The sequence below is a fragment of the Nitratireductor basaltis genome (genome assembly GCF_000733725.1).
In the GTDB taxonomy this organism is placed as follows: Bacteria; Pseudomonadota; Alphaproteobacteria; order Rhizobiales; family Rhizobiaceae; genus Chelativorans; species Chelativorans basaltis.
Genome location: NZ_JMQM01000001.1, coordinates 306,576 through 326,687, shown reverse-complemented (window position 1 = coordinate 326,687; position 20,112 = coordinate 306,576). Strand labels below are relative to the sequence as shown.

The following is a 20,112-nucleotide window of genomic DNA, read 5'->3' as shown; positions in this document are numbered from 1 at the left end:
AAAAGCAAGGATTACCGATGAAAATCTCAGTGGTTCAGATGAACTCCCAGGATGACAAGGCGAAGAATATTGCCGACGCATCCCGCCTCATCCGCAGCGCGGTGGAACAGGACAGTCCCGACCTCGTGGTGCTGCCCGAAACCTTCACCTATATGGGCGGCACTGTGGAAAGCCGCCGCGCCCATGCGGAAACCTTCCCGGATGGCGAAGCCTATCGTGCCATGTCGGCGCTAGCCGCAGAGCTGAAGGTGAATATCCATGCCGGCTCCATGGCCGAAGCTGCCGGTGAGAAATGCTACAACACGACCATTGTCTTCAACCGGGAAGGCAAGGAGATCGCCCGCTACCGCAAAATCCACCTCTTTGACGTCAACGTTCCCGGCGGCAACAGCTATCTGGAATCCGACACCATGAAGCGTGGTGAGGAAGTCGTGGTCTATGACCTCGAAGGCGTGAAGGTGGGCTGCGCGATCTGCTACGATCTGCGTTTCCCCGAGCTCTTCCGCAAGCTCCGAGACAAGGGCGCTCAACTCATCGTGCTGCCTGCCGCGTTCACACTGCAAACGGGCAAGGATCACTGGGAGCAGCTGCTATGCGCCCGTGCCATCGAGACGCAGTCCTATGTCGCCGCATCCGCGCAGATCTTCGGCCATGACGAAGGCCGCAAGCTGTGCTTCGGCCATTCTCTGGTGATCGACCCCTGGGGGGTCACAATCGCCGACTGCTCCGACCGGATCGGCCATGCAAGTGCCACCATCGATCCAGACTATGCCGAGCAGATCCGCAAGGCAATGCCGGTTGCCGACCATCACGTCGTGGCTTGAGGAGACCTCAGATGTACAAGTTCAACGAGATGCCCCGTCAGCTCGACAAGGCCAGGATCGACAAGTTGATGCAGGTGGAGACCGCAACGGTCGGACACTTCCTTCACGCGAATTTCCTCGACAGTGGCTTGCGCTCCATGTTGCCGAAGGTTCGGGCCGCAGGCACCGCAGTAACGCTGCGTCTGCCTCATGCGGACAGCACCATGCTGCACTACGCCATGGATCACCTGCGCGAAGGTGACTTCGTCATCATCGACCGCGCCGGGGACACCCGTCATGCCTGCTGGGGTGGCGTGATCACGCACACTGCGGCAGGACGCAAGGTTGCAGGCGCCGTGGTGGACGGGCCGGCGACCGATGTCGCCGACTTCGAGCGGCACGGCTTCCCCATGTGGTGCCGTGGGCCCTCGCCCATCACCACCAAGCTTCTGGGCATCTCCGGCGAGATGAACATCCCTGTCAGCGTGGGCGGTGTGGTCGTGCATCCCGGCGATGCCGTTCTCGCTGACGAAAACGGTGTTCTGATCCTGTCGCCCGACGATGTGGATGCGGTGGCTGATCGTGCCATCGAGATGCAGCAAAGAGAGATCGAGCTACTCAAGCGCATCGACGCCGGCGAAAGCCTGCCTGCGATATCAGGCGCAAAATCGCGCGTGGAGGCGCATGCCTGACGCCGACAAGCTCAACGGCACATCGAACCCCAGGTATCGAAACCGGCTCCCGGCGACGGAAGCCGGTTTCACTCCATCTTCATGATCACGACCACCCTATGCAGCGACAAGTCGGCGAGCGAAGTTCAGTAGCACTTTGGTCGCTGCAAAGGTTTCGTGCCGCTCCGGTTTGGCTTAAATCGCTCCATCATTTTCAGCTTGAGGGATTTATCCATGGCCAAGGCAATTCACAGCATGATCCGTGTTCTCGATGAAGAACGGTCGATCGCGTTCTACCGGACCGCATTCGGTCTGGAAGTCGCCGACAGGCTGGATTTCGAAAGCTTCACGCTGATCTATCTGAGCAACCCGGAAAGCGGATTCGAGCTGGAACTCACGGTCAACAAGGGTCGTACCGAAGCGTATGATCTCGGCGATGGCTACGGCCATCTTGCGGTATCCGTGGACAATCTCGATGAGGAACATGCTCGCTTCGTCGCAGAAGGTCTGGAACCGCGCAAGATCGTCGATTTTGCACCCGCAGGGACGCGGATCGCCCGCTTCTTCTTCGTGAAGGATCCGGACGGTTACGAGATAGAAGTGCTCGAACGCAGCGGTCGCTTCAAGTAGCCGCATAAGGTGATGCAGCCGGGTCTGGTTCTCTCAGCCCCGGCTGCGCTTTCCTGTCACCACGGGTCAACCCTGTGCCTGGACGTCCTTGTCGCGGCGCAGCGAAAGCACCAGGGCGATTGTCAGCATGGTCCCCGTGACTGCATAGAGGCCCAATGCGATCGGGCTTTGGAAAAGGAACGTGAAATCGCCATTGGAGATGGAGAGCGCCCGCCGCAGATTGTTCTCCATGTCTGCTCCAAGCAGCAAACCGAGGATGATCGGCACCAGCGAAATGCCAATGAGCCGCAGGATGTAACCGATCACGCCGAAGGCCACCATGACGAAAAGGTCGAAGGTGGAGTGGCTGATGGAATAGACGCCAAGAAAGCTGACCATCACCACGAAAGGCATGAGGATCCACTGCGGCATCGCCAGCATGCGCGTGAAGAGCCCGATCATCGGGATGTTCATCACCAGAAGCACGATATTGGCGATGTACAGTGCCGCGATAAGGCCCCAGACAAGATCCGGCTGACGATCGAACAGCAACGGTCCGGGCTGAATGTTGAGCGAGATCAGCAGCGCCAGCATCACAGCTGTCGTTCCGCTGCCTGGAACGCCAAGCGTCAGCATGGGGATGAGCGCGCCGCCCGAAGCCGCATTGTTGCCAGCCTCCGGCGCGGCAATGCCACGCGGATCGCCCTTGCCGAAATTGCCGTCGCGCGCGCTCCAGCGCTGCTCGAAAATATAGGACATGAAGGCGCCGAGCGAAGCACCTGCACCGGGAAGAATGCCGCACACGAAGCCGATCACCGACCCGCGCAGATTGGCCCATCCACCTGATAGCAAGTCCTTGATCCGCGGCAGTGCCCGGCCCAGAGGCACCATCCGCGCTTCCGAGAAGTTCAGCCTCTCAAGATAGACCAGCACCTCGCTGATCGCGAAAAGGCCGACAATGGCAACGATCGGGTCAAAGCCGTCATAGAGGTGATAGGAGCCGAAAGTGTAGCGTGGCGTTCCAGTGGCCGGATCGAGGCCTACGCTGGCAACCATGAGCCCCAGAAAGGCAGCCAGCAGTGTCTTGAACGGATTGACCGAGGTGATGCCACCGATCGTGGCGAAGGCCAGCACATAAAGAGCAAAATAGTCGGCCGGGCCGAAATGAATGGCAGCCTTAGCCAGGAGGGGCGCAAAAAGCGTCAATCCCAGCGTGGCGAATGTTGCACCTACGAACGAGGCGACAGCCGAGATTCCCAAGGCTTCCGATGCCTTGCCCGCCTGCGCCATGGGATAACCATCCAGCGTGGTCATGATGGCTGGCTCGTCGCCAGGAATGTTGAGCATGATCGAGGAGATGCGCCCGCCATACATGCAGCCGTAATAGATGCATGACAGCATGATCAGCGCCGAGGTCGGCTCCAGCCCAAGCGAGAAGGCCAATGGGATGAGAATAGCCACGCCATTGACCGGACCCAGCCCCGGGAGCGCACCGATGATTGTTCCGGCAAAGCAGCCGAATAAGGCCAGCATCAGATTTGTCGGGGTAAGCGCGACCGCAAATCCCTGCAGGAGCGCATCAAGAAAGCCCATATGTCAGCTCATGAATTCTGGAAGAAGCGGAAGCGGCAGGTCGAGCACGTAATCAAAGGTCAGAAAAAGCACGGCACTCATGATCGCGCCCGATGCGACGGCCTTCGGCCATGTCGTCTGCAAGAGGCGGCCCATAAGCGCCACAGCCAGGAAGGTCGCGAGCGGAAAGCCTGCGACTTCGAGAAAACCGGCATAACCAAGCAGAATGGCAATCGCGGCGGCTTGCCTCATCATCGGCCAGGCGCTTGGCCATTTGGGCTCCGCATCCGGCCGCAGGATGAGCGCAAGGCTCAACACTGCAGCGGGAATGGACAGCATGATCGGAAAGGCCGCGGGGCCAAGAGGGTCGCCGAAGCTCGCCTCGTAGCTGCCCGCGGTTATGCCGTACCAGATTGACAGCGCAAGTATCAGCGCGCCGACAATGCGGTCTGTCACTTGATGACTCCAATTTCCTGGGAAATCTGGCGCATCTGTTCGGACTGCTCGGCGACATAGTCGTTGAACTCTGCGCCACCACGCCAGACCGGGACGAGGCCGTTGCTCTTGGCGGTCTCTTTCCACTCATCCGTCTGGTAGAGTTTTTCCAGTCGGCTCACCCATTCCTCATAGGCTTCGTCGGAGACGTCACCACCGGTGTAGAAACCGCGCCAGTTATAGCCGGTTACATCCAGCCCCTGCTCCGCAGCGGTCGGGGAATCTGGAAATGCAGGTACGCGTTCATCCGAAAGGGCTGCAAGGATGCGAACGTCACCCGACTCCACGAAGCCCGCAATCTCGCCCAGATCGGTGGAAACGATGTCGACCTGTCCGCCCAGCATCTGCGTCACGGCAGGGCTTCCGCCGTCGAACTGAACCCAACGGATCTGCTTGTAGTCATCACCGGAAAGGCCCGCAGCCTTGGCCAGCATCAGAAGGCGGATATGATCCCAGCCGCCCGCACCCGAAGAACCTGCAGAGGCAATCGAAGATGGATCTTCCTTCAGCTTGGCCACGAGATCGTCCAGGGTCTTAAGTTCCGAATCCGCCGGCACGAGAATGACGCCAACATCGGTACCCAGCATGGCGACCCAGCGCATGACCGATGTGTCTGCCGGATATTTGCCCTGCGCGATCTGAGTGACACCAACCGTCGAGGTTGCCACCAGCAGATCCGCATCGTCCGGGCGGGCGGACATCACTTTCGAGTAGGCAACAGCGCCAACGCCGCCGGGCATGTTCGTGACCTGAACCGGATCCGGCACGATCTCCATATCGTAGAGCATCTTGCCGATGGTGCGGCAGGTGAAGTCCCAGCCGCCACCTGGATCAGCCGGCGCAATGCATTCGGCAGCCGCCGCTCCGGCGACCGACAGGGATGACCACACGATGGCCGCACCAAACATTCGGGACAATTTACTCATCATCTTCCTCCCATTGCAGTTGAACAGAATTACCCTTTCGAGGATGCGAAACCTCTCGCACCAAACAGGCGGCGCGATGCCTCCAGTGCCTCGACGATCTGGCGATGCACTTCGCGCCCGTGCCGCCTCACGGCTTCGGCAGCATCGTCCTCCCGACGCTCCCGCACCAATGAAATGATTTCGCTATGTTCGCGATGAGCCTCGATGCGTGAAGCCTCGCTGCTGGCAACAAGCCATCGTGCACGTATGGTGCGGTTCACCGCATCCTGCACCCCTTCCCTGAGGAAGCGATTTCCGGACAAGGCGGCTAGCTGAACATGGAAATCGAGCCCCGCTTCAAACCAGCTGTCAGGCGTGAACTCGCTCAATCCTCGATCGATGGTCGCGTTGATCGCGTCAAGCTCGTCTTCCGTTCGGCGCTGGCACGCAAGGCGCACTGCTGCATCCTCAACGACCTCGCGATACTCGAATATTTCCTCAAGCTGATCGAGATCGAAGGGCGCGATCGCGTAGCCACGCTCGGCACGAACAACGAGGCCTTCGCCGATCAGCGCTTTGAGCGCCTCTCGGATCGGAGTACGTGAAACCCCGTATAATTGCTCCAGCGCACGCTCGGATGTCACTTCGCCCGGGGCCAGTTGCAGCGACAGGATGTCACCGCGCATACGCGACAGCGCGCGGATCGCAAGCGGTTCATTTCCCGGCTCATTCTCGGCCACCCGGCACCCTCCCGACACAGCTTTGCGGCAAAAGCAGATCGTACATTGACCGCAAGAGAGGCAACGGTATACCAATATGGTCGACCAAGGCAATCAGTCGGGAGGTAGAAAGATTGCGACAGGCTGGCAAAGCTGATTCACCGCTTCCGGAACATGTGGAAATCGTGGAGGTGGGGCCGCGTGACGGCCTGCAGTCCGAGCCTGTTTTCGTGCCCACTGCTCGCAAGGTCGAGCTCATCAACAATCTGGTCGCAGCTGGCATCCGCCACTTTGAAGCAACCTCTTTCGTCTCCCCCCGCGCCGTTCCTCAAATGCGCGATGCTAGAGAGGTCATGGATGGCGTTGACCGTAGCACCGGTGCGAAATTCACTGCTCTGGTTCCCAACATGAAGGGTGCCGAGCGCGCAATGGAGGCCGGTGTCGATGCGCTGGTCCTCTTCATGTCTGCCTCCCAGAGCCACAACCTGAAAAACGTGAACTGCCCACGCGAGACCTCGCTCGAACGTTTTGGCGAGATTTGCGCATTCGCTCAGTCCGCCTCGGTGCCGGTGCAAGGTGCGATTGCCACATCATTCGGCTGCCCCTTCGAAGGCAATGTTCCGGTCGAAGATGTGGTCAGAATTGCAAAGGCCTATCGCGACATGGGCATCCGGATAATCTCTCTCGGCGACACGACAGGGATGGCCACACCTCCACTGGTGCAGGAACGTTGCCGCGCCTTGCGTGAGGCGGTACCGGAAGTCGAGCTCACGCTGCACTTCCACAACACGCGGGGCGTTGGCCTTGTCTGCGCCTATACGGGACTGATGGAAGGGGTTACGCGCTTCGAAGCCAGCATAGGCGGCCTTGGCGGCTGTCCATTCGTGCCGCGCGCTACCGGAAACATCCCGACCGAGGATCTCGTCTACATGCTGCATGAATGCGGTGTGGAGACAGGCATTGACCTAGACAAACTCGTTACCACGGCCGAGCAGGCCGAAAGCCTGATCGGCCGCACCCTGCCCGGCCAGGTCATGAAAGCCGGACCAAGGCTGAAGACGCATCCGATGGATATGGTGGCCACGGCCAATGGCTGAAACAAACGCTGCAATGCACCCACCGCTGGAGGGCATCCGCGTCATCGATCTCACACGCGTGCTGTCGGGTCCGTTCTGTACGATGATGCTTGGCGACATGGGTGCCGAAGTCATCAAGATCGAGACTGCAAAAGGTGATCCCACCCGGGCCCAGGGCACGCTGAAGGACGGTTTTTCCTGGTACTATGCCAGCTTCAATCGCAACAAGAAGTCCCTGGTTCTCGACCTCTATCGCGAGGAAGGGAAACGTGTTCTCGAGCGCCTGATCGAGGAAGCCGATGTGCTGGTAGACAATTTCCGCCCCGGCGTGCTTGCCGCGATGGGCTTCGGTGCCGAGCGCCTGAAGAAGATCAATCCAAGGCTCGTGACGGCCAGCATCAACGGCTATGGCAGCACAGGTCCCTATGTCGACCGTCCCGCATTCGACTTCATCGCCCAGGCCATGAGCGGTCTGATGAGCGTGAACGGGGCGGAAGGTACGCCGCCCATGCGCGTCGCCCAGCCGATCACCGATCTTGTTGCCGGCCTCTACTGCGCCTTCGGCATCGTCAGCGCCTTGCGGGCCCGCGACCTGAACGGTGTCGGCCAACATGTCGAGACCGCCATGATGAATGGCGCAATCAGCATGATGGCCTATCTCGCCTCGGAGCATCTTGCCACAGGGCAACTGCCCGAGCGCACCGGCAATGACCATCCGCTTGTCGCACCCTATGGTCTCTTCGCCGCCAGGGACGGCCAGATCGCTGTTGCCCCCTCCAACGACGTGATCCTGCAGCGCTTCCTCAATGCGCTGCAGCTCGGTCATCTGATGGATGATCCACGTTACGACACCAACGAGAAACGCTTTGCCCGACGCGACGAGCTCTCGCAGCTGATTGATCAGGCGCTGTCAAACGGCACACAGGACGAATGGATAGATCACCTCAACGCTGCCGGTGTCCCCTGCGGAAAGGTTCAGAACCTGGCCGAGGCCTTCAACGATCCGCAGGTCCAGGCACAGGAAATGGTGATCGAGGTCGAGCAGCCTCATCACGGCCCCATCCGCATGCTGGGCTTTCCGGTAAAGTTGACCGGCACCCCCTGCAAGGTTGCACGACCCGCACCGCTGCTCGGCGGGGACACCCGCGACGTGCTTGCGGAGGCAGGCTTCAGCGGCAGTGAAATCGAAGAACTGCTCGAAGCTTCGGTCGTGCGGGCGACGCACTAGGTTCTAGACGGAACCCGTCCTGGCCTGCTGGCGCCACGGCTCCAGAATAGACTGGGCCGTCGCGCGACCTTTGGGCGTGAGCAGAAGCATTGCGCCGTCACGCAGGATCAGGTCACGATCGATGCCTTCGGCAACAACGCGTCTCGATGTTTCCTGTGTCCATCCAAGATGTGTCTGCAAAGCGCGGGCGACATTCTCTTCCTCGCGCTCTGATGAATTCTCGTGGCTGTAGAGATGCACTGCCAGTGTGCGCAATTCATTGGCGTGCATCTCGCTGCGTCTGCGATTGGACTGCGCCACCAATCCGTAGCGAGGCCCGAACAGGAATGCGAGGGCAAGAAATACCCCAGTCATCACTGCCATCATGCCGCCGATGGAGACATTCCACGCCACTGCAATGAGATAGCCGCTGATGCTCGAAGCAATGGCGATGACTGCGCCTAGCACGAGTATCAGCCATAGGCGATCCGTCAGGAGATATGCGGCCGAAGGCGGAACGATCACGAATGCGATGAACAGGACCGCGCCCACGGCATCGAACGCTGCAACCGCCGTGGCGCTGGTGAGAAACAGAAGCGCATAGAACATGATCGCCGGTGCAAAACCCAGTGCTGCCGCAAGTCCCGGATCGAAGGTCGTAACCTTCAGCTCCTTGTACAGAAGCACGACGAAAAGGAGGTTCACGACCGTCATAGCCCCCATGGACAGAAGCGCCTGCGGAACCTCTTGGCCGGCAACCGAAACCGTGTCGAGCCAGACGAAACCGATTTCCCCCAGAAGCACGGTGTGCTGATCGATATGCACGTCGCGCGCATAGAGATTGAGCAGCAGCACACCGATGGAAAAGAGAACCGGAAAGACGAGGCCGATCGCCGCATCATATTTCACCCGACGCGTGCCGGCCAGAAGCTCGGTCAGGAAGACCGTCAATATGCCGGTCAATGCAGCGCCGACAAGCTGAACAGGGCCGCTCGTCACGCGCGTCAACAACCACACCACAACGATCCCGAAGATGATCGAGTGGCTTATAGCATCGGAGAGCATGCTGTTGCCGCGCAGGACGAGAAATGTTCCCACCAGTGCGGCAGCGCAGCCGACGAGCGCTCCGGTCAGCATGATTACGAAAGCCGTGTTGGCCAGCAACTGTTCAAGCATCAGACGCGCCTCCGCCCATCTGCGTGATCAGGCGCTCTGCTTCAGCGAAGCCTTGGGGCGTCAGTCTCCAATGTGGCGTCATTTCCGGCTCATGCAGCACGGGTGTGACCAGCCCCCTCGTTTCAAGCTTGCGGATGGCCTGAATGGTTGTCGTGCCGTGATAGGCATCGATCATACCCTGTTCCGCGGGATAGGCCGGATCCCGATGTTCTTCGGCCAGGGCATAAAGCGTTGTCAGGACCTGCCTTCCGCGCAGAGCGCGCCGCTCGCGCCACCTTCGCACCCCTTCCCACAAAAGGCCGCGCTCTGGTGCAAGAAGCAGGGAAATGAAGACCACGACGGAAATTGCCAGAACGATCAGCGGGCCCGTTGCGAGGCCTCGCGCTGTGGCGCTCAGGACTGCTCCCACCACACCCGCCGTCATGCCGAAGAGGACCGACAGCAAGGTCATGGTTTCGAGCCGTCCGGTCCATTGCCTGGCAGCAACCGCAGGCGCGATGATCATCGCGGTCATGAGAACCACGCCGACCATCTGCAGGCCAACGACAACCGCGAGCGCCACCATCACGGTCATGAGGGCTTCAAGAACTGCGACCGGCATGCCCAGGGAGCTTGCGTAGCCGGGATCGAATGACACCAGCTTGAACTCTTTCCAGAAGAGGCCGACCAGCACCAATGCTGCAAGGGTGATGCCACCCATCACCCAGAGATCGGCCCTGAGAATTGCCGCTGCCTGCCCGAAGAGAAACGAATCCAGACCGCCCTGGGATGCGTTCCCGCTCCCCTGGATATAGGTCAGGAGCACCACGCCTATGGCAAAGCTGACACTGAGCGCTATGCCCAGTCCCGCATCCGTCTTCAAGCGGCTGCGCCGGGTCAGAAGAAGCATGAACAAGGCGGCAAGCCCGCCGGTGGCGAGAGCACCCAGCAAGATGCTGCCGATCTCGCGGCTGCCCACGATAATGAAGGCCAGGCATACGCCCGGCAATGCGGCATGCGAGAGGGTGTCGCCAAGAAGGCTTTGCTTTCGCAATACGGCGAAACAGCCAAGAACGCCGCTCGACAATCCGATGAGGGCAGCCCCCATAGCCACCGTTTGGATCGTGTAGTCTGAGAGCAGCTCCAGCATTCTCAGCCCCTTCGCTCCACGGCAGGACCCTGCTCGGTAGTGAACGTCTCGCTCTCTATGAGGGCGATCTGACCGCCATAGGCCTTGCGCAAATTCTCGGCCGTATAGACCGCATCGACCGGGCCTTGGGCAACGGCACGTACATTGAGAATGACCATCCAGTCGAAATAGCTGCGCACCGTCTGCAGGTCATGGTGGACCACTATGAGTGTCTTGCCCTGCGCGCGCAGCTCACGAAGGATATCGACGATTGCCCGTTCGGTCGTCGCATCGACACCCGCCATGGGTTCATCGAGGAAGTAGATGTCTGCCTGCTGGACCAGCGCGCGGGCAAGGAAGACCCTCTGCTGCTGCCCGCCTGACAACTGGCTTATCTGGCGGTTGGCAAAGTCCTGCATTCCCACCTGCCGCAAGGCATGCATGGCTGCATCGCGTTCCCGTCGTCCTGGCCAGCGCAGCCAACCGAGTTGGCCATAAAGGCCCATGGTGACGACATCGAGCACTGTGGTGGGGAAGTCCCAGTCTACCGAGGACCGCTGCGGGACATATCCCACGCGACGGCGCTGGGAGGCATAGGACCGGCCAAACAGCCGCACATGGCCGGCCGTGGGCGATACAAGCCCCAGCACCGATTTGATCAAGGTGCTCTTGCCGGCTCCATTCGGCCCCACGATCGCAGCCATGACGCCAGGAGGTATATCGACATCGATATCCCACAAGACCGGCTTGCTGTCATAGCTGACGGTCAGGTCCTCGACATGCAGCGCCAGTTGCGGCTCATGTGGCTTTTCATTCATCGGAAATGACCATTCCTGCTCCGCCCGCCCGGGCATTTGACGCCATCATCATCATATTTGCCGCGGGCTTGCGAACTGCAACCAATCAGTTTTCGCCAGTCCCAGCGATGTTCCACTGCTCGGCCCACCCGGAAAGCACGTCGGGAATTTCCGGCAATTGTCCACCCAACGCCGTGGTGATGTTGCGGGTGTTCTCAAAGATCATGCCGATATAGGTGCCACCTGCAGTCCCCGTCTCGCCCATGGCGTCGGAATACAGCTCGCCGCCGATCTCTACCTGATGGCCCTGCTCGCGCGCCGCGTCGATGACGGACTGGATGGTGCGCGGATTGATCGTGCTCTCGACGAATATCGCAGGCACCCCTTTAGCGGCCACCTGTTTGGCGGTTGCACGAATGTCTGCGACGCTCGCTTCGGACTCCGTGCTGATCCCCTGGATGCCCAGGACCTCGATACCGTAGGCCCGGCCAAAATAGGCGAAGGCATCATGTGCCGTGACGAGGCTGCGCTGGCCTTCTGGAATGGAAGCGATGGCTTTCTTCACCCAATCATGAAGAGCAGTCAGTTGCTCCACATAGTTTTGCGCGTTTGTCTTGAAATCGTCAGCGCATTCGGGCTGCGCGTCCGCCAGCGTGCCGGCGATGGTTGGTGCGATCCGCGACCAGAGGCTCGCATCCATCCACAGATGTGGATCGATCCCATATACGTCCTGGACGGTGATAAGATCTCCGGTATCGATGGACGATGGTGCCACTGCTATTGTGGGTTTCTGCTCACCGAAGCGTGCAAGCACGTCCCCGAGCTGACCTTCGAGCGAATATCCGGAAAAGAAGATGACATCCGCGCTGCGGAGGCTGCGCACGTCACGCGAACTTGGCTCATACAGATGGGGGTCCACGCCCGGTCCCATCATGGCCGTGACTTCAACGCAGTCACCGCCGACATTCTCGACCACATCACCGATCATGCCGATCGTCACGAGAACGTTCACCGGCTTGGGTTGCGCGTAGGCCGCGATGGGCGACAAGGCTGCGACCACGGATGCAACGGCCGTCGTCAGCAAACGCTTCATAACTGAACCTTCCCTATGTCAACATGCATCAACTACATAGTTTAGCAAGTGCTATAAACGACAGCAAAGGCACTGCAGTCAAGAGACATTGCACTTGATCAAGTCTGGCAGGAGCAGGAATGCAGAAGCGGCCAGCACCCGAGTTCCACCCGCAAGCTACGCGCGGAAACGGTTAAGGTTCCTCGTGACAAGCAAGAACGACGGCGCTGGTCCTCATGGTCTTGCCAGGCATTGTTGGCGCGGGCGAATTGTCGGGAGCCTCGCTAGGGCGTGCTCTCCAACAGGCAGGGCAGCAGCCTACTGACGCACGAAGCGTGCGAATGCGCGCAGCGTCTCGTCGCTGACATAGTGCTCCATGCCCTCGGCGTCATTTCTCGCGGTTTCTGCACTGACGCCAAGGGCACGCAGAAAAGCCTCGACGATATCGTGCCGCTCGCGGCATTCACGCGCGAGTTTCCACCCTGCATCGGTGAGAAAAACACCGCGATAGGGCTTCTGTGTGATGAAACCGTCCTCAGCCAGTCGTTTAAGCATCTTGGCTACCGTCGGCTGGGCAACACCAAGGCGGCGGGCTATCTCGACCTGGCGCGCCTCACCTTCGGCCTCGATGATGTCGGCGATGAGCTCGACATAGTCTTCGACGAGCTCCGTTCGGCGAGCATCGCGTGTCTTTTGGAAGGCTTCGGCATGAGCGTCGGCATCAGGCACGGCTTCGCGGGATACGGCGCCAATAGCTGGTTTGCTCATCGCCCATGATTCCACTTCCGGATCAAACATTTATCATGAGCAGTGAATTTTATAGCCACGGCTATTCATGTGCAACCCAATGGCACTGTTCATCAACGACAAATAGACCCTCACACAATCGAGCACCGGGCACTCACACGCACTCGGAAACCCGTCCACTAGCAGTAGCGAGATATTGTCTTCTTGCCTCGGGGCCTGTCATCCCTTTCAGCCGCGCGACATGTGAGGCCAGAACCGGCAGGTCAATTGCGGCCTGTTCCGCGGTCAGTTCCTGTGGCGCCACGCAGTTACCGCGGCCGAACTTGCTCAGCATTGCCTCCAACGGCGCCAGTGCGGAGTCCAGCACCAAATCCGTGCCGGCCAGCCGTGCGGCGATCTTGTCTGCCATTCCGCCGGGCGCTCTGCCGTCCGGACGCATGGACGCGCGCACAACCGCCTCATCGGCGCGTGCCGGGCGATACCCTGCCGAGATCACACGGTCGATGAGGTCACGATCCTCGCGGCTCTCGAAAGCCCTGAAGCCTCCGATCCCCAGATAGACGTCACGTCGAATGCCCAGATTCGCACCTCCGGCATTGTTGAGGCCGAACGTGTCGGATACATCGTGCAGAAGCTGCGCCAGTTCCATGGACAGGCGAAGATAGCGGTCTTCAAGTTCACCGCCGCGCCAGACCTTGTGCAACAGGTCATCCGGAAGATCGTTCAGCCCTTCGATCCGCCCCAGCACGGCGGGGTGGGACTGAAGTGCTGCGCGCATCTGCCTCGACCAGTTCGCCTCCGCCTGACAATCTGCGTCAGTTGACAGAAGAGCCTGCGCACGGGGACTATGGCGCAGGGCCAGCCGATGACCGAGGCGCCGGGCCCGCCCGACCCCACCGCTGCAAAAGCATGCCTCGCTGAGCGCTAGAGGCAATCTGTGCTGACGAGCACGGTCACGAACGATGGCGACCGTGTCGTCGTTCGAATTATTGACGCAGACGTGAATTGCAGTGGCGGCAGCATCAACTTGTGCTGCAAGTGCATCGAGACAATCTCCGATACGCTCCGCTTCGTTGCATGCAGGTATGACTATGACTGCGGAAGCCTGGGCCACTGCTTCAGCAAAGAAGATTTCACCCCGGATTCTCACCGCCCGCCCTCCGAGACGTCGATGCGGTATTGCCCGGCGTCACTCACGCAGCTGAACTCACGGCCCACCGCTTCAACGAACAGCTGAAGCGCTTCGCGCCCTTCCAGCGCGTTTCCGCTGGGCCCGAGCCAGGTAACACAGACAATGTCGGCGGCGTGCCATTTGCGCCCGATCTGCGCGGCCAGGCTGGCAATGCCCGCAGCGTCCAGGAAGTACAGCACCTCCGATAGAACGATCAGGTCGTAATCGCCATGAGGCAATTCGGCGGGAAGGTAGGAACGCAAGAACCTGCCCCGCGGTACGGTGCGCCTGGCAGCCTCAACTGCGATCTCGACTGCATCGACACCCGTATAGGAAGCGCAGGCGGGCGACAGATGCCTTGCCAGCTCGCCATTTCCACACCCCACTTCGAGAGCTGACTGGTAGCGGCTGCGAGGAAGTGCGGCACGGGTGGCGCGAAACTTCGCCTGCTCATAAGCGCTGCGGCGAAAATTCCAAGGGTCGTCACCTGCAGCATAAAGTTGCTGCAGCCTCTGCTCGGCTACCCCCGCCATGTTGCATCCTCGAAGAATATCTCCTCACCGCTTCGAAACTTTTCGAGAAAAGCGTCAGGCAGGACGAAGCCTTCCGGATCGTCATCGATCACCTGTCCAAGCTGGCTTCGATGGGCAGAGATTGCCGCAGCTTTCGCATCGCGCGCCCGGGAGATGTCAAATCTGTGCTCAACGCGGTGCGGGAGGCGATGGCGATAGTCCACATCGTGCCATTCGGACCAGATGGGGTAGTAGAGGAGCCGCAAATCAGCAGCGCGCGCGGCGATCTGTGCAATCTGCGCCGTCGCCTCATGATCGCAATGCGGATCGGTTGGTGCCGGTGCGACCAACACATGGGCGCCTGCCTGGTCGGCAATCTGCGTGATCGTCTGCGCCAGCTCTTCATATTGCGGTTCAAGCTCGAGCATCCCTGCATCCGGGAGGCCCAGCCGAATTACGGCTTCAGGAGAACCGCCAAGCGCTACGATAGCCTCTTCGAGTTCGCCGGCGCGCATAAGGGCTCGCGCCTCACGGTCCCATCTGCGCGAATTCGGATGTGATGCACCACCATCGGTCATGCATATGACGCGGGCCCCCGGCCCGGCGAATGCCGCATGAAGCAAGCCACCACAGCCCAGCGTCTCATCATCGGGATGCGGAGCCAGCACGACAATCGGCTGCCCGTCCGAAATATCCTGAAAGCTGGACTGCCGGATGCGCTCAACCATTCAGCCAATCTCCCAGCGGACGTTCTCCCATCAGGAGCGCGCGGCCAACCTTGATGGAGAACGCATCTCGCGCTGCCTGACGCATATAGCAGGCCAGATCACGCGCCATGCAGCCGATCTGGCTCTCTTCATCGAACATGGAGAGGCCGATGGAGCGCTCGACAGCTGATATCGTCGCCTGACCGATGTCCTCTGAAAGAAGCCGCACGGCGAGCGAGCGGACGGCAGCAGCTTCCGGCTGTGCAGCACCTTCATCGCCGGTGGCCACCTCGCCTGCCCGAAGAATGGCAGCCCACGCAGATACTGCCTGCCCGGCAATCGGTGACAGCCGCAGCAGATGGGCTTCCGCCTCATCCTGCTTCCGCCTGCGCAACTCTGCCGAAGCGCGCTCCAGAAGACCCACAACGCCGCCCAATGTCACCGCCGCAATACGCCATGTTCCACCGAGGAAATGCGGCTCCACGCAGTAGATGTCCGGTTTGCCAAGCCGAATGCCGTGCAGGCCCTCGCAATCGAAACTGCCCGAGCAGCTTTCCCGCATGCCCGACATGTTCCATGCGCGCCCGTCCTGCCGACGGTGATCGGAGGCGTCGATTACATAGAGTTGCTGGCCATCCTCGGTTTTGGCCGAGACAATGGCGCGATCAACCTGTCCCAATCCCGACGCAAATCTCTTTGCGCCTGAAAGCGTGTCACCCGAGGCAGAAACAGGAGTGTCGCTGTCAGCACCCCAGACGCCAAAGAGCAGCCCTTCGTCCATTTCCGCCAGACAGCGCTCGCGAAGGCTTGTCCCGGCATGGACTTTGATCAGTTGGCGCGCATTGACGTGGCCTTCCAGGAGACGGGCCAGCGAAAGATTGGCAGCAGCCACCTGCCGCATCGCATGTGCCGAAGCCTTCCAATCGTCGAGCACGAGGAGGCCTGAGTGCCGGAAATAGTCGACAGCCTTGCTGAAATCCTTCTGCGCAGCATCGGCAAGAAAAGCCTGTGTAGCGCGATCAACACCCTGCTCGTTTCTTACATCCATCTTCGGGTACCCAGACATCTACAGGTGCTGCTTTCACTTGCAGAACAACTGCCGATAATGACTTGGGTTCCCGGAAGGTGCTGCTGAAGCTCATCCCGTCGGCATGTTCCCGGAGCGCAGGCTGAGGCCGCGGCTCACCTCTACATCCTTCTGTTTGGCCGCCTGCAGCATCGCGACCAGATCAGGGTTCGCAATTCGAGCATGAAGCGCTGCATGAGATGCCAGCGGCAACCGTGCTGGAGCCGCAGGAAACTGCAACCTATTTAGCGGCGTCGACTGAAACCTTGAGCCGGGCGTTGTCGAATTGCCGCGCCCGACCCGAGATCACCCTGCCCGCGCCTCGCGCAGTACGATGTAGATCCCGCTCGCAATGATGATCAGCGCTCCGACATAGGTCCACAGATCCGGCAGGTCGCCCCAGAACATGAAGCCGAGCACGGTGGCCCACAGCAGTGCGGTATAGTCGAAGGGCGCGACAATCGCCGCTGGTGCAAGGCGGAAAGCGTGGCCGATCATGGTTATTCCGGTTGTCCCGAATACCGCCATTCCGAGAAACAGAAGCAAGTGCTCGGAGGCAATGGGTTGCCAATCCAGCGCCAGAACGGGCGTGCAGTATATCAGCGGGAACAGTGAGACGTAGAACATCATCGTCATCATCGGCTCTTCCCGCTTGATCCACCGCGCACTGATCATGAAAAGGGCATAGAAGAAGGCTGCACCCACGGCATAGATCGACGCGGTCTGAAAGGTCTCTCCGCCCGGTCGCACGATGACGAGAACGCCGAAGAAGCCGATGGTCACGGCGGACCAACGCCGCCATCCGACTTTTTCGCCAAGCAGCACGACAGACAAGGCCGTGATGAAAAGGGGCGCTGCGAAAACCAGTGACGTGGCGCCGGCAAGAGTGAGTTGCTTGAGACTGGTGAAGAAGCACCAAGCTGCGGCTATCGCAAAAAAGCCGCGAAGTGCGTGAGTTCTTAGGGAAGCTGTCGTGAACCCTGCACGGCCACGTGTCGCCCATAACATCGTGGCTATGATTGGCAATGCCATCATGCTGCGCCAGGCATAGATTTGCAGCGCGCCGTAATCCTCGGTCAGCCACTTTGCCATGGCGTCATTCACCACCATGAAGAAGACGCCGACGCAGATCGTTGTGATCGCCTGTATTTTCGTGCCCGCATCTTCTGCAGAAGCCAGTGACATCGCCTTGCGTTTCCCATTGTGCTTGCGAGGCTGTTGTATTGCCGGAAGGCGCGGTCGCACAGGGGTTGGCCCAGCCGATTGTGTCAGCTGGGCTCAACAAATAGCGACTAGATCAGATCGCGACGGGCAAGACTGCGCATCAGATCAGCTGTGCCGAAGGTCCACGGTGCGCATTCGGTCGAAAGTCGCACCGTGTTTTCCAGCCGGCCCAGTTGCGGGTTTGAGATGATCACCCGGTCTCCAACCTTGTGCGTGAAACCGCCGCCTGGCGTGTCACGATCTTCGATCGGGGCGAACAGCGTTCCGAGATAAAGCACGAAGCCATCCGGATACTGGTGATGACGACCAACCGTCTGCGCCACGAGATCAAGGGGATCGCGACTGATCTCCTTCATGGAGCTGCGGCCTTCGAGACGATAGCCGTCCTCGCCCTCGACAAGAAGGTCGAGTTCGGCTGCCCTGACGTCGTCAATGGTAAAGCTTTCGTCGAACAGCCGGATGAACGGGCCGATGGCCGAAGACGCATTGTTGTCCTTCGCCTTGCCGAGCAGCAATGCGGACCGCCCCTCCACGTCGCGCAGATTGACGTCATTGCCGAGCGTCGCTCCCTTCACCGTGCCGTCGCTGGCTACGACCAATACCACTTCCGGTTCCGGGTTGTTCCAGGACGAGACGGGATGAATACCGATTTCCGCGCCCCACCCGACAGAAGACATCGCCTGCGACTTGGTGAAAACCTCTGCGTCGGGGCCGATCCCGACTTCCAGATATTGCGACCACAGCCCCGCTTCCACGAGAGCCTTCTTCACCTGCATGGCTTCCGGAGAACCCGGCACAAGATCGCGCAGATTGTCGCCGATGATGTTCCCGACCATCTTGCGGATCTCACCCGCTGCCGATGCGTCACCGGCAGCACGTTCCTCGATCACGCGTTCGATCATGGAACGAGCGAAGGTCACACCGCATGCCTTCACCGCCTGAAGATCAATGGGCGCCAGCAGATAGGGCGCCTTTGCGCGCGTGCGGTCACGGCTGTTCTCGAGAATCTCATCGAGACCGCCTATGTCTTCGCCTTCACAAGAGCGGACGTGAGCAACCGGATCCGCCAACTCGAATATGTCGCGACTGGTGGGTGCTGCGCGGCTGGTGATGTCGACCAAGCGCCCTTCTCGCAGCGTCACTATACTCGGTCCATCGAGATCGCTTCGCCACACGCGTCCAAGATAAACACCGTCATTTTCAAGCATGAAAGCCTCCTCCGCTGACAGGCCGGAATACCAGCCGTCTCATTCGACAGGAGGACTGCCACATCTCGAACTTCACCGGCAAGGGCAGGATTCGGCGTGAAGGTTCTCTGGCCGGCCTTCCCCGACCGAACTCAACCGCAATCGCGAAAGTGCTGCAGGAACCGATGTCGGGGCCTCGCGTTGCACCTTGAGCATCCAGCAGGTGAAAAGCCTTGCACCGTCAGCAACTTCCGCCACCCGCATCCGCATGAGGTTGAACCGGGAGACCATCCAAATGTCCTATGTTCGTTTTGCACTGATGATCCTCACCTCCACCGTGGTGATGTTCATTCTGATGTATCTGAACACCTACGCTTTCGAACATGTGTATTTCAGCGAGACGCGCACCTATATGGCCATCGTCATGGGTGCAACCATGGCCATCATCATGCTGGCCTTCATGCTTGGCATGTACAAGAACAGGGCCTTGAACATCGCCATATTTGTGGGTTCTGCAGTGGTCTTTGCCGGTGCGCTTTGGCTCGTACGCAGCCAGGTGACGGTGAGCGGGGAGAGCTACATGCGTGCGATGATCCCGCACCACTCCATCGCAATCATGACCTCGGAGCGAGCGCAGATCGAGGACGCGCGGGTGCGCAAGCTGGCTGACGAAATCAGTGCGGCCCAGCGCCGTGAAATCGCGGAAATGGCCTATCTCATCGAAGATCTGGATGACGGAAATGTCGTGCGGGAAGTCTACACGGACCCGGCACCGGAGCCAGGCACGGTGGAAGATGCGTTGAACCGTGTCCAGATAGCCTCACTCGATCTTGCGCCCATGCCGGAGGATGAAGCCAACGAGGTGCTCCAGGCTGGAGAACGCTGCACATTCCGTCGCAGCCAGGAGAGTGAGCCCATTCTCTGGACGACCGGCGACGGTGCCGGCGCGGCGGCTAAACTGAACGGCGTCCTCCTGTCGCTCGAAGGCAATGAAGGCCGTGCGGATGCAGCAGAAGAATTCGCATCGGACGGAATCACGATCACGGTCGGCCCGTTCGACGAAGATGACGACCCGCGCAAGGAAGCAGAACTTGTATTCGAGCTCAGTGAGGGGCTGAGGGTGGGCTACACCGGCTACTATGCCTGTAGTTCCTGATTTTTCCGCGCGATCTGACCCGGCCAGGATCGCACAGCCGCAAAATCCGCATCCTGCCTCTTGACCTTACCACCATTGGAAGCCTTACCTGTTGGTGTAGTTCAACATCGCGGTAAGGCAGTTCCTATGAAT

21 protein-coding genes are annotated in these 20,112 nt (G+C 59.9%); 6 read left to right on the top strand and 15 right to left on the bottom strand.

The window, feature by feature from the left end:
• The first annotated feature begins 17 nt into the window (after window positions 1–17).
• The 3 genes from EL18_RS01520 to EL18_RS01510 all read left to right on the top strand — a co-directional run bounded on the left by EL18_RS01520 (window position 18) and on the right by EL18_RS01510 (window position 2,104).
• On the top strand, window positions 18–824 hold the full coding sequence (locus EL18_RS01520; RefSeq protein WP_081871055.1) for a carbon-nitrogen hydrolase family protein: 807 nt from the start codon (window positions 18–20) through the stop codon (window positions 822–824).
• 11 nt (window positions 825–835) lie between these two features.
• Window positions 836–1,495: an RraA family protein gene (locus tag EL18_RS01515; protein ID WP_036479068.1), complete on the top strand. Its 660-nt coding sequence runs from the start codon at window positions 836–838 to the stop codon at window positions 1,493–1,495.
• 213 nt (window positions 1,496–1,708) lie between these two features.
• Entirely contained in the window at window positions 1,709–2,104 is a 396-nt protein-coding gene (locus EL18_RS01510) for a VOC family protein (protein WP_036479066.1), read from the top strand.
• Between the two features lie 66 nt (window positions 2,105–2,170).
• Here the strand turns inward: EL18_RS01510 and EL18_RS01505 are convergent, their stop codons facing one another.
• Genes EL18_RS01505 through EL18_RS01490 form a run of 4 tightly spaced genes read right to left on the bottom strand, consistent with a single transcriptional unit; the run spans window position 2,171 to window position 5,795 of the window.
• A complete protein-coding gene (locus EL18_RS01505) occupies window positions 2,171–3,676 on the bottom strand; it encodes a tripartite tricarboxylate transporter permease (RefSeq protein WP_036479064.1) in 1,506 nt (501 codons plus the stop codon).
• 3 nt (window positions 3,677–3,679) lie between these two features.
• On the bottom strand, window positions 3,680–4,111 hold the full coding sequence (locus EL18_RS01500) for a tripartite tricarboxylate transporter TctB family protein (protein WP_036479062.1): 432 nt from the start codon (window positions 4,109–4,111) through the stop codon (window positions 3,680–3,682).
• Window positions 4,108–5,076, bottom strand: a complete 969-nt coding sequence (locus EL18_RS01495) for a Bug family tripartite tricarboxylate transporter substrate binding protein (protein WP_036479060.1) — start codon at window positions 5,074–5,076, stop codon at window positions 4,108–4,110. Before EL18_RS01495 ends, EL18_RS01500 begins: the two co-directional genes overlap by 4 nt.
• Window positions 5,077–5,105: 29 nt before the next feature.
• The gene (locus EL18_RS01490; RefSeq protein ID WP_036479058.1) at window positions 5,106–5,795 is read right to left on the bottom strand and encodes a GntR family transcriptional regulator; all 690 of its coding nucleotides are present in this window, start codon (window positions 5,793–5,795) and stop codon (window positions 5,106–5,108) included.
• 113 nt (window positions 5,796–5,908) lie between these two features.
• On the opposite strand from EL18_RS01490, the gene EL18_RS01485 reads away from it, so the two are divergent.
• Complete coding sequence (locus tag EL18_RS01485) at window positions 5,909–6,871, top strand: hydroxymethylglutaryl-CoA lyase (protein ID WP_036479055.1); 963 nt, start codon at window positions 5,909–5,911, stop codon at window positions 6,869–6,871.
• Complete coding sequence (locus EL18_RS01480) at window positions 6,864–8,078, top strand: CaiB/BaiF CoA transferase family protein (protein WP_051913648.1); 1,215 nt, start codon at window positions 6,864–6,866, stop codon at window positions 8,076–8,078. The genes EL18_RS01485 and EL18_RS01480 overlap by 8 nt, the downstream gene beginning before the upstream one ends.
• Window positions 8,079–8,081: 3 nt before the next feature.
• Here the strand turns inward: EL18_RS01480 and EL18_RS01475 are convergent, their stop codons facing one another.
• The 11 genes from EL18_RS01475 to EL18_RS01425 form a co-directional block, all read right to left on the bottom strand.
• On the bottom strand, window positions 8,082–9,233 hold the full coding sequence (locus EL18_RS01475) for a metal ABC transporter permease (RefSeq protein WP_036479053.1): 1,152 nt from the start codon (window positions 9,231–9,233) through the stop codon (window positions 8,082–8,084).
• Complete coding sequence (locus EL18_RS01470; RefSeq protein WP_036479051.1) at window positions 9,226–10,362, bottom strand: metal ABC transporter permease; 1,137 nt, start codon at window positions 10,360–10,362, stop codon at window positions 9,226–9,228. Before EL18_RS01470 ends, EL18_RS01475 begins: the two co-directional genes overlap by 8 nt.
• Window positions 10,363–10,364: 2 nt before the next feature.
• Window positions 10,365–11,159, bottom strand: coding sequence for a metal ABC transporter ATP-binding protein (locus tag EL18_RS01465; protein WP_036479047.1), 795 nt, complete (start codon window positions 11,157–11,159; stop codon window positions 10,365–10,367).
• Between the two features lie 85 nt (window positions 11,160–11,244).
• Window positions 11,245–12,231 (bottom strand): metal ABC transporter solute-binding protein, Zn/Mn family, encoded by a 987-nt coding sequence (locus tag EL18_RS01460; RefSeq protein ID WP_036479045.1) that lies wholly within the window; start codon window positions 12,229–12,231, stop codon window positions 11,245–11,247.
• A 297-nt stretch (window positions 12,232–12,528) separates the two neighbouring features.
• Complete coding sequence (mntR, locus tag EL18_RS01455; RefSeq protein WP_036483648.1) at window positions 12,529–12,978, bottom strand: manganese-binding transcriptional regulator MntR; 450 nt, start codon at window positions 12,976–12,978, stop codon at window positions 12,529–12,531.
• 133 nt (window positions 12,979–13,111) lie between these two features.
• A complete protein-coding gene (locus EL18_RS17445; RefSeq protein ID WP_244444567.1) occupies window positions 13,112–14,071 on the bottom strand; it encodes a glycosyltransferase family 2 protein in 960 nt (319 codons plus the stop codon).
• Window positions 14,072–14,103: 32 nt separating this feature from the next.
• Window positions 14,104–14,661 carry a class I SAM-dependent methyltransferase gene (locus EL18_RS01445; protein WP_036479043.1) on the bottom strand — a complete coding sequence of 186 codons (558 nt, stop codon included), beginning with the start codon at window positions 14,659–14,661 and terminating at the stop codon, window positions 14,104–14,106.
• Complete coding sequence (locus tag EL18_RS01440; protein WP_036479041.1) at window positions 14,649–15,368, bottom strand: PIG-L deacetylase family protein; 720 nt, start codon at window positions 15,366–15,368, stop codon at window positions 14,649–14,651. The genes EL18_RS01445 and EL18_RS01440 overlap by 13 nt, the downstream gene beginning before the upstream one ends.
• A complete protein-coding gene (locus EL18_RS01435; protein WP_200875481.1) occupies window positions 15,361–16,395 on the bottom strand; it encodes an acyl-CoA/acyl-ACP dehydrogenase in 1,035 nt (344 codons plus the stop codon). Before EL18_RS01435 ends, EL18_RS01440 begins: the two co-directional genes overlap by 8 nt.
• Window positions 16,396–16,719: 324 nt before the next feature.
• Window positions 16,720–17,598 (bottom strand): DMT family transporter, encoded by an 879-nt coding sequence (locus EL18_RS01430; RefSeq protein ID WP_036479039.1) that lies wholly within the window; start codon window positions 17,596–17,598, stop codon window positions 16,720–16,722.
• A gap of 107 nt (window positions 17,599–17,705) precedes the next feature.
• Entirely contained in the window at window positions 17,706–18,845 is a 1,140-nt protein-coding gene (locus EL18_RS01425) for a fumarylacetoacetate hydrolase family protein (RefSeq protein ID WP_152552931.1), read from the bottom strand.
• Window positions 18,846–19,119: 274 nt separating this feature from the next.
• Here EL18_RS01425 and EL18_RS01420 point away from each other — a divergent pair, with 274 nt between their 5' ends.
• Complete coding sequence (locus tag EL18_RS01420) at window positions 19,120–19,980, top strand: DUF305 domain-containing protein (protein WP_036479035.1); 861 nt, start codon at window positions 19,120–19,122, stop codon at window positions 19,978–19,980.
• Window positions 19,981–20,112 lie beyond the last annotated feature (132 nt).